Consider the following 6,038-nt stretch of genomic DNA (forward strand, 5'->3'; position numbering starts at 1 on the left):
CGGGGCCGTCAGAACAGGACGCTGGCGTACTCGCCGACCTCGCGGAAACCCACCCGGCGGTAGGAGGCGCGGGCCCGCGTGTTGTAGTCGTTGACGTACAGGCTCACGACGGGGGCGATCACCGCGCGGGCGTACTCGACGACCGCCGCGGTGCACGCGGTGCCGATCCCCCGCCCGCGCAGCGACGGCGCCACCCACACGCCCTGGACCTGGCAGGCCGCCCGGCAGACCGCGCCGATCTCCGCCTTGAACAGCACGCGCCCGTCCTCGATCCAGGCCAGCGACTGACCGGCCCGGACCAGCTCGTCGACCCGTGCGCGGTACCCCGCGCCGCCGTCGACCCGGAGCGGGCTGACGCCCACCTCCTCGGTGAACATCGCCACGGCGGCCGGGAGCAGGACGTCGAGCTCGTCGGTGCGCACGGGCCGGACCCGCGGCTCGGGGGCGACGGCGGGCGGCCCGTCGATCGCCAGCAGCGGCTGCCGGGGCCGGTGGTCGCGGGCCGGGCCCCAGGCCGGGGCCAGCAGGTCCCACAGCGGCGCCACGGCGGCGGAGGGGCCCACGATGGTGGAGCAGCGGCGCCCGGCCCGGCGGGCCCGTTCGGCGAAGGCGACGGCGGCGGCGCGCTCGCTGCCGGGCAGGGCGAACGGGATCAGGTTCGCGCCGGCGAGGCAGATGGCGTCGAGCTCGCGACCGCTGCCGATGCCCCAGAGCGGTGCCCCCAGGGTGAGCGCGGCGGTGCCCGCCGCCTCCACCCGGCCGGCGATCACGCACGCCGCGACCGGGTCCGTGGCCAGCAGCCGGTGCACGGCCGGCTCGTCGGCCTCGTCCAGGACGCGGGCGGCAGGCGTACGGAGCACGGGTCAGCTGACGGTGACGACCGGCGGCCCGGAGGGCTCGCCGGCGGCGACCTGCTCACCGGCGATCCGCATGGCCTCCTCGATCAGCGTCTCGACGATCTGGGACTCGGGCACGGTCTTGATCACCTCGCCCTTGACGAAGATCTGCCCCTTGCCGTTGCCCGAGGCGACGCCCAGGTCGGCCTCGCGGGCCTCCCCCGGCCCGTTGACCACGCACCCCATGACGGCGACGCGCAGCGGCACCTCCATGCCCTCCAGACCGGCAGTGACCTCGTTGGCGAGCCTGTAGACGTCGACCTGGGCGCGCCCGCACGACGGGCAGCTGACGATCTCCAGGCCGCGCTGCTTGAGGTTTAGCGACTCCAGGATCTGGTTGCCGACCTTGACCTCCTCGGCCGGCGGGGCCGAGAGGGAGACGCGGATGGTGTCGCCGATGCCCTTGCTGAGCAGGGCGCCGAAGGCGACGGCGGACTTGATGGTGCCCTGGAACGCGGGGCCGGCCTCGGTGACCCCGAGGTGCAGCGGGTAGTCGCACTGCGCGGCGAGCAGCTCGTAGGCCCGCACCATGACCACCGGGTCGTTGTGCTTGACCGAGATCTTGATGTCGCGGAAGTCGTGCTCCTCGAACAGGGAGCACTCCCACAGCGCCGACTCGACCAGCGCCTCCGGCGTCGCCCTGCCGTACTTGGCGAGAAGCCGCTTGTCCAGCGAGCCGGCGTTGACGCCGATGCGGATCGGGATGCCGGCGCCCTTGGCCGCCCTCGCGATCTCGCCGACCTTGTCGTCGAACTTCTTGATGTTGCCGGGATTCACGCGGACGGCCGCGCAACCGGCGTCGATCGCGGCGAACACGTACCGCGGCTGGAAGTGGATGTCGGCGATCACCGGGATCTGCGACTTCTTGGCGATGATCGGCAGCGCCTCGGCGTCGTCGGTGTCGGGCACCGCCACCCGCACGATCTGGCAGCCCGAGGCGGTGAGCTCGGCGATCTGCTGGAGCGTGGCGTTGATGTCGGCGGTCTTGGTCGTCGTCATCGACTGGACGCTGACGGGGAAGTCGCTGCCGACGCCGACGCCGCCGACGTCCAGCTGCCGGGTCTTGCGGCGCGGGGCCAGCACGGGCGGAGGAGCAGCGGGCATGCCGAGGCCGACGGGGATCGCCATGGGCCCAGTATCCCCCGCCGGGGCGTCGGCGCCGGTGGAGCCGCTGTGAGCTGCGTCCGCTCCGGGCCCCGCCCGGTCCGGAGCCCCGCCGCCGGCCGGCCCGACGGGGAGGACGGCGCCCCCTCAGCCGGCCAGCGTGACCGGGTTGACGACGTCGGCGATGAGGAGCAGCAGCGACAGCCCGAGGAAGAGCCCGGCGACGGCGTAGGCCACCGGCATGAGCCGCGCGATGTCGAACGGCCCGGGATCGGGCCGCCCGCGCAGCCGGGCGACCGTCGCGCGCGCCTTCTCGTACAGCGCGCCGGCGACGTGACCGCCGTCGAGGGGGTAGATCGGGAGCAGGTTGAACAGGAACAGCACCAGGTTCAGCCCGGCCAGGAGCTGGACGAAGTAGCCGATCTTCTGCACCGGGGTGAGCTGCTCGAGGGCGAAGACCTCCCCGGAGATGCGGCTGACGCCGACCACGCCGATCGGGCCGAGCGGGTCGCGCTCCTCGCCGAGGAACGTGGCCCGGAACAGCTGCGGGATCCGTTCGGGGATCTCCACCAGCCGGTCCACCGACCGCACCAGGATGTCCCCGAAGTGACCGGGGACCTCGGTCACCGACTGGCGCACCTCGCGCTGGAGCGGACTGATGCCGACGAAACCGACGACCTGCGTGGCCTCGCCCTCCTCGTCGGCGTAGACCACGTTCTCGATCGGGGTGACGGTGAGGTCGACCCGCTCCCCCTCGCGCTCGACGGTGAACACGACCGGCTCGTCGGCGCTGGCGCGGATCGCGTCCTGCACCTGCTGCCAGCCCACGTCGGTCTCCTGCGGCACCGGCTCGCCGTCGAGCGCCAGCACCGTGTCGCCGGGCTGCAGCCCGGCCCGGGCAGCGGGACTGCGCGCCGGCAGCGCGCAGCCCGCGGCACCCGCCTCGCACAACTCCCCCTCGGGAGTGATGGGGACCGAGCAGGGGTCCTCCGCGCCGGCGCTGGCGGCACCCGCGGGCAGGACGCACTCGGGCACCTCGCGGATCGTCGTGGTGATCTCCGGGATGCCGAAGCCCATCAGCACCACCGCGAAGAAGACGACGGCGAGCACGAGGTTGTGGAACGGCCCCGCGAACATGACGATGACCCGCTGCCACCAGGGCTTCTTGTAGAACACGCGGTCGCCGTCGCTGGGCAGGACGTCGTTGAGCGCCTGCCCGCGCACCTCGGCGATGAAGCTGCGCATGCGCGTGGCGCGCTTGCTCTCGTTCTCCTCGGCCGGCGGGATCATGCCGACGATGCGGATGTAGCCGCCGAGCGGGACGGCCTTGATGCCGTACTCGGTCTCGCCGCGGCGCCGGGAGAAGACGGTCGGCCCGAAGCCCACCATGAACTGCGGTACGCGCATGCCGAACTTCCGCGCCCACCAGAAGTGCCCCGCCTCGTGGAAGGCGATGGAGAACATGAGGCCGAGGGCGAAGAGGACGATCCCCAGGACCGTCAGCAGGAATCCGCTCAGCTCAGCCTCCGGCGATGACCCCCCGGGCGTGCTCCCGGGCCCACTTCTCCGCCGCCAGCACGTCCTCGACGCAGGTGGGGGCGCCGAGGTCCGGCGCGGCGTCGAGGGTACGCGCGACGAGCTGGACGATCCCTGGGAACGACAGCCGACCCGCCGTGAACGCGGCCACCGCCTCCTCGTTCGCGGCGTTGTACATGGCGGGCACCGCGCCACCCGCCTCGCCGGCGGCGCGGGCGAGCCGTACGGCCGGGAACGCCTCGTCGTCGAGCGGCAGGAACTCCCAGGTGCTCGCGGTCGACCAGTCCAGCGCGGGCTGCACGTCCGGCAGCCGCTCGGGCCAGGCGAGGCCCAGGGCGATCGGCAACCGCATGTCCGGCGGGCTGGCCTGGGCGATCGTCGCGCCGTCGGCGAAGGTGACCATCGAGTGCACGATCGACTGCGGGTGCACGACGACGTCGATGTCGGCGTACGGGACGCCGAACAGCAGGTGGGCCTCGATGAGCTCGAGGCCCTTGTTCACCAGCGTGGCCGAGTTGATGGTGACGACGGGGCCCATGGCCCAGGTCGGGTGGGCCAGCGCCTGCTCGACGGTCACCTCCGCCAGCTCGGCGGCGGTGCGCCCGCGGAACGGCCCCCCGCTGGCCGTCAGCACCAGCCGGGCGACCTCGTCCCGGGAACCGCCGCGCAGGCACTGGGCGAGGGCGGAGTGCTCGGAGTCCACCGGCACCAGCTGGCCCGGTGCCGCGGCGGCGAGCACCAGATCGCCGCCGGCGACCAGCGACTCCTTGTTGGCCAGCGCGACGGTGCGCCCGGCCCGCAGCGCCGACAGCGTCGGCCCCAGCCCGATCGATCCGGTGATCCCGTTGAGGACGACGTCGGCCGGGCGGGCGGCCAGCTCCTCGGCGGACCGCGGGCCGGCCAGGATCTCGGGCAGCGCGAACTCCCCCTTGGCCCAGCCGCGTTGCTGGGCCGCGGCGTAGAAGGCCAGCTGCAGGTCCTGCGCGGCGGTGGCGCGCGCGACGGCGACCGTGCGCACGCGGAGGGCCAGCGCCTGCTCCGCCAGCAGGGCGACGTCGCCACCCCCGGCGGCCAGGCCGGTGATGCGCAGACGCCCGGGGTTCTGGGCGGCGACCGCCAGCGCCTGCCGGCCGATGGACCCGGTGGATCCCAGGACGGTGACCTCGCGCGGCTCGCTCATGCGGGCATCCTGCCAAGCGTCTCGCCGACGGCCGCGCCCGCGCAGGCGCCACCGCCCGACCTCCGGCAAGCACACAACTCGCCATTCGTCCGACCGATCTCGAACAGATTCGGATGCGGGCGGGACATCGCGACTCGCACGACTGGCGGGGATCGACGAGCCCGAGCGATCTGGACGGCGTGTCGTCGTCGATCGACTACATCTGACCCCACCCCGTGCCGATGCTCACGCGACGGCTCGGGAGTCCGGGCCCTGACCAACGGAGCTCTCCATGTCGCACCGCACCACCACGCGCGCCGCCGCCACCACGGGCCTCGCCGTCGCCACCGTCTCCCTCGGCGTGGCCTTCGCGCCGAGCGCCCTGGCCGCCGGTCTCACCACCGCCCCGACCGGCCCGGCCAGCGTGGTCGCCGGCCAGGCGTTCACCGTCTCGGGCTCCGGTTGCGTCGCCGAGGCCGACCTGGACTACCCGGACTACGAGGCGGGCGTGCTGGTCGTCACCGACATGGCCGAGCCCGAGGACCCCGAGGCGGTCATCGTCCTGGCCGACCCCAGCGACGCGGGCGACTGGACGGCCGAGGTCGTCTTCCCGGCCGGCACCCCGGCCGGTGCCCATGAGGTCTACGCGGCCTGCGCCACCACCTACACCGGTCTTCCCGTGGCGTACCCGGCCCTCGCCGTCACCGTCACGGCCCCGGGCACCACCACCCCGACGCCGGACGCTCCGGAGGACACCCCTGCCCCCGAGGCCCCCAAGTCCCCGGAGAGCGACGCCCCGGCTCCCAGCGCCATCCGCGGCGAGTCGGCCAACACCCCCGGTGTCGCTGCCCAGACCACGGGTGCCACCACGGAGGCCGCCGTCCTGGGCAAGGAGGTCGTGAAGGTCTACAAGGGCTTCAAGCCCTTCGAGAGGGTCACGCTGACCATGCACTCGACCCCCACGGTGATCGGCACCTTCGACGCGGACGCCGAAGGCGTCGTCACCGCGCGGTTCACGCTCCCGGCGGGCACCGCCGAGGGCGCCCACACCCTCGTCTACGTGGGCGACCAGGGCACCTACTTCCAGGAGTCCCTGCAGGTGGCCGCCGCCAGCAGCAGCACCGGCGACCTGGCCTACACCGGTGCCAGCATCGGCCTGCCGCTCGCGCTCGGCGCCGGCCTGCTCGCCGCCGGTGGCGGCGCCCTGGTGGTCTCCCGCCGCCGCTCGGGGGCCTCGCAGGCCTGAGCATGACCTCCTCGCACGCGCCGGACGCCGGCCAGGGCTGCCCTGGCCGGGGTCCGGGGGGTTCCAGGCCGCCCACCCGGCGTGGGCGGCCGCTGCT

General features: G+C 73.9%; 5 protein-coding genes. 1 reads left to right on the forward strand and 4 read right to left on the reverse strand.

The genetic code is table 11. The annotated features are described in order from the left end of the window. Positions 1-8 precede the first annotated feature (8 nt). The 4 genes from ACI79W_RS19875 to dxr form a co-directional block, all read right to left on the reverse strand. On the reverse strand, positions 9-860 hold the full coding sequence (locus ACI79W_RS19875; RefSeq protein ID WP_456563807.1) for a GNAT family N-acetyltransferase: 852 nt from the start codon (positions 858-860) through the stop codon (positions 9-11). Positions 861-863: 3 nt separating this feature from the next. Further along, on the reverse strand, positions 864-2,024 hold the full coding sequence (ispG, locus tag ACI79W_RS19880; RefSeq protein ID WP_456563808.1) for a flavodoxin-dependent (E)-4-hydroxy-3-methylbut-2-enyl-diphosphate synthase: 1,161 nt from the start codon (positions 2,022-2,024) through the stop codon (positions 864-866). 123 nt (positions 2,025-2,147) lie between these two features. After that, complete coding sequence (locus tag ACI79W_RS19885) at positions 2,148-3,518, reverse strand: M50 family metallopeptidase (RefSeq protein WP_456563812.1); 1,371 nt, start codon at positions 3,516-3,518, stop codon at positions 2,148-2,150. A gap of 1 nt (position 3,519) precedes the next feature. Beyond that, positions 3,520-4,716 (reverse strand): 1-deoxy-D-xylulose-5-phosphate reductoisomerase, encoded by a 1,197-nt coding sequence (gene dxr / locus ACI79W_RS19890; protein WP_456563809.1) that lies wholly within the window; start codon positions 4,714-4,716, stop codon positions 3,520-3,522. A gap of 271 nt (positions 4,717-4,987) precedes the next feature. Between dxr and ACI79W_RS19895 the strand changes: the two genes are divergently transcribed. Further along, a complete protein-coding gene (locus ACI79W_RS19895; RefSeq protein ID WP_456563810.1) occupies positions 4,988-5,941 on the forward strand; it encodes a hypothetical protein in 954 nt (317 codons plus the stop codon). Positions 5,942-6,038: the final 97 nt, after the last annotated feature.

Source organism: Blastococcus sp. SYSU DS0533, assembly GCF_054050775.1.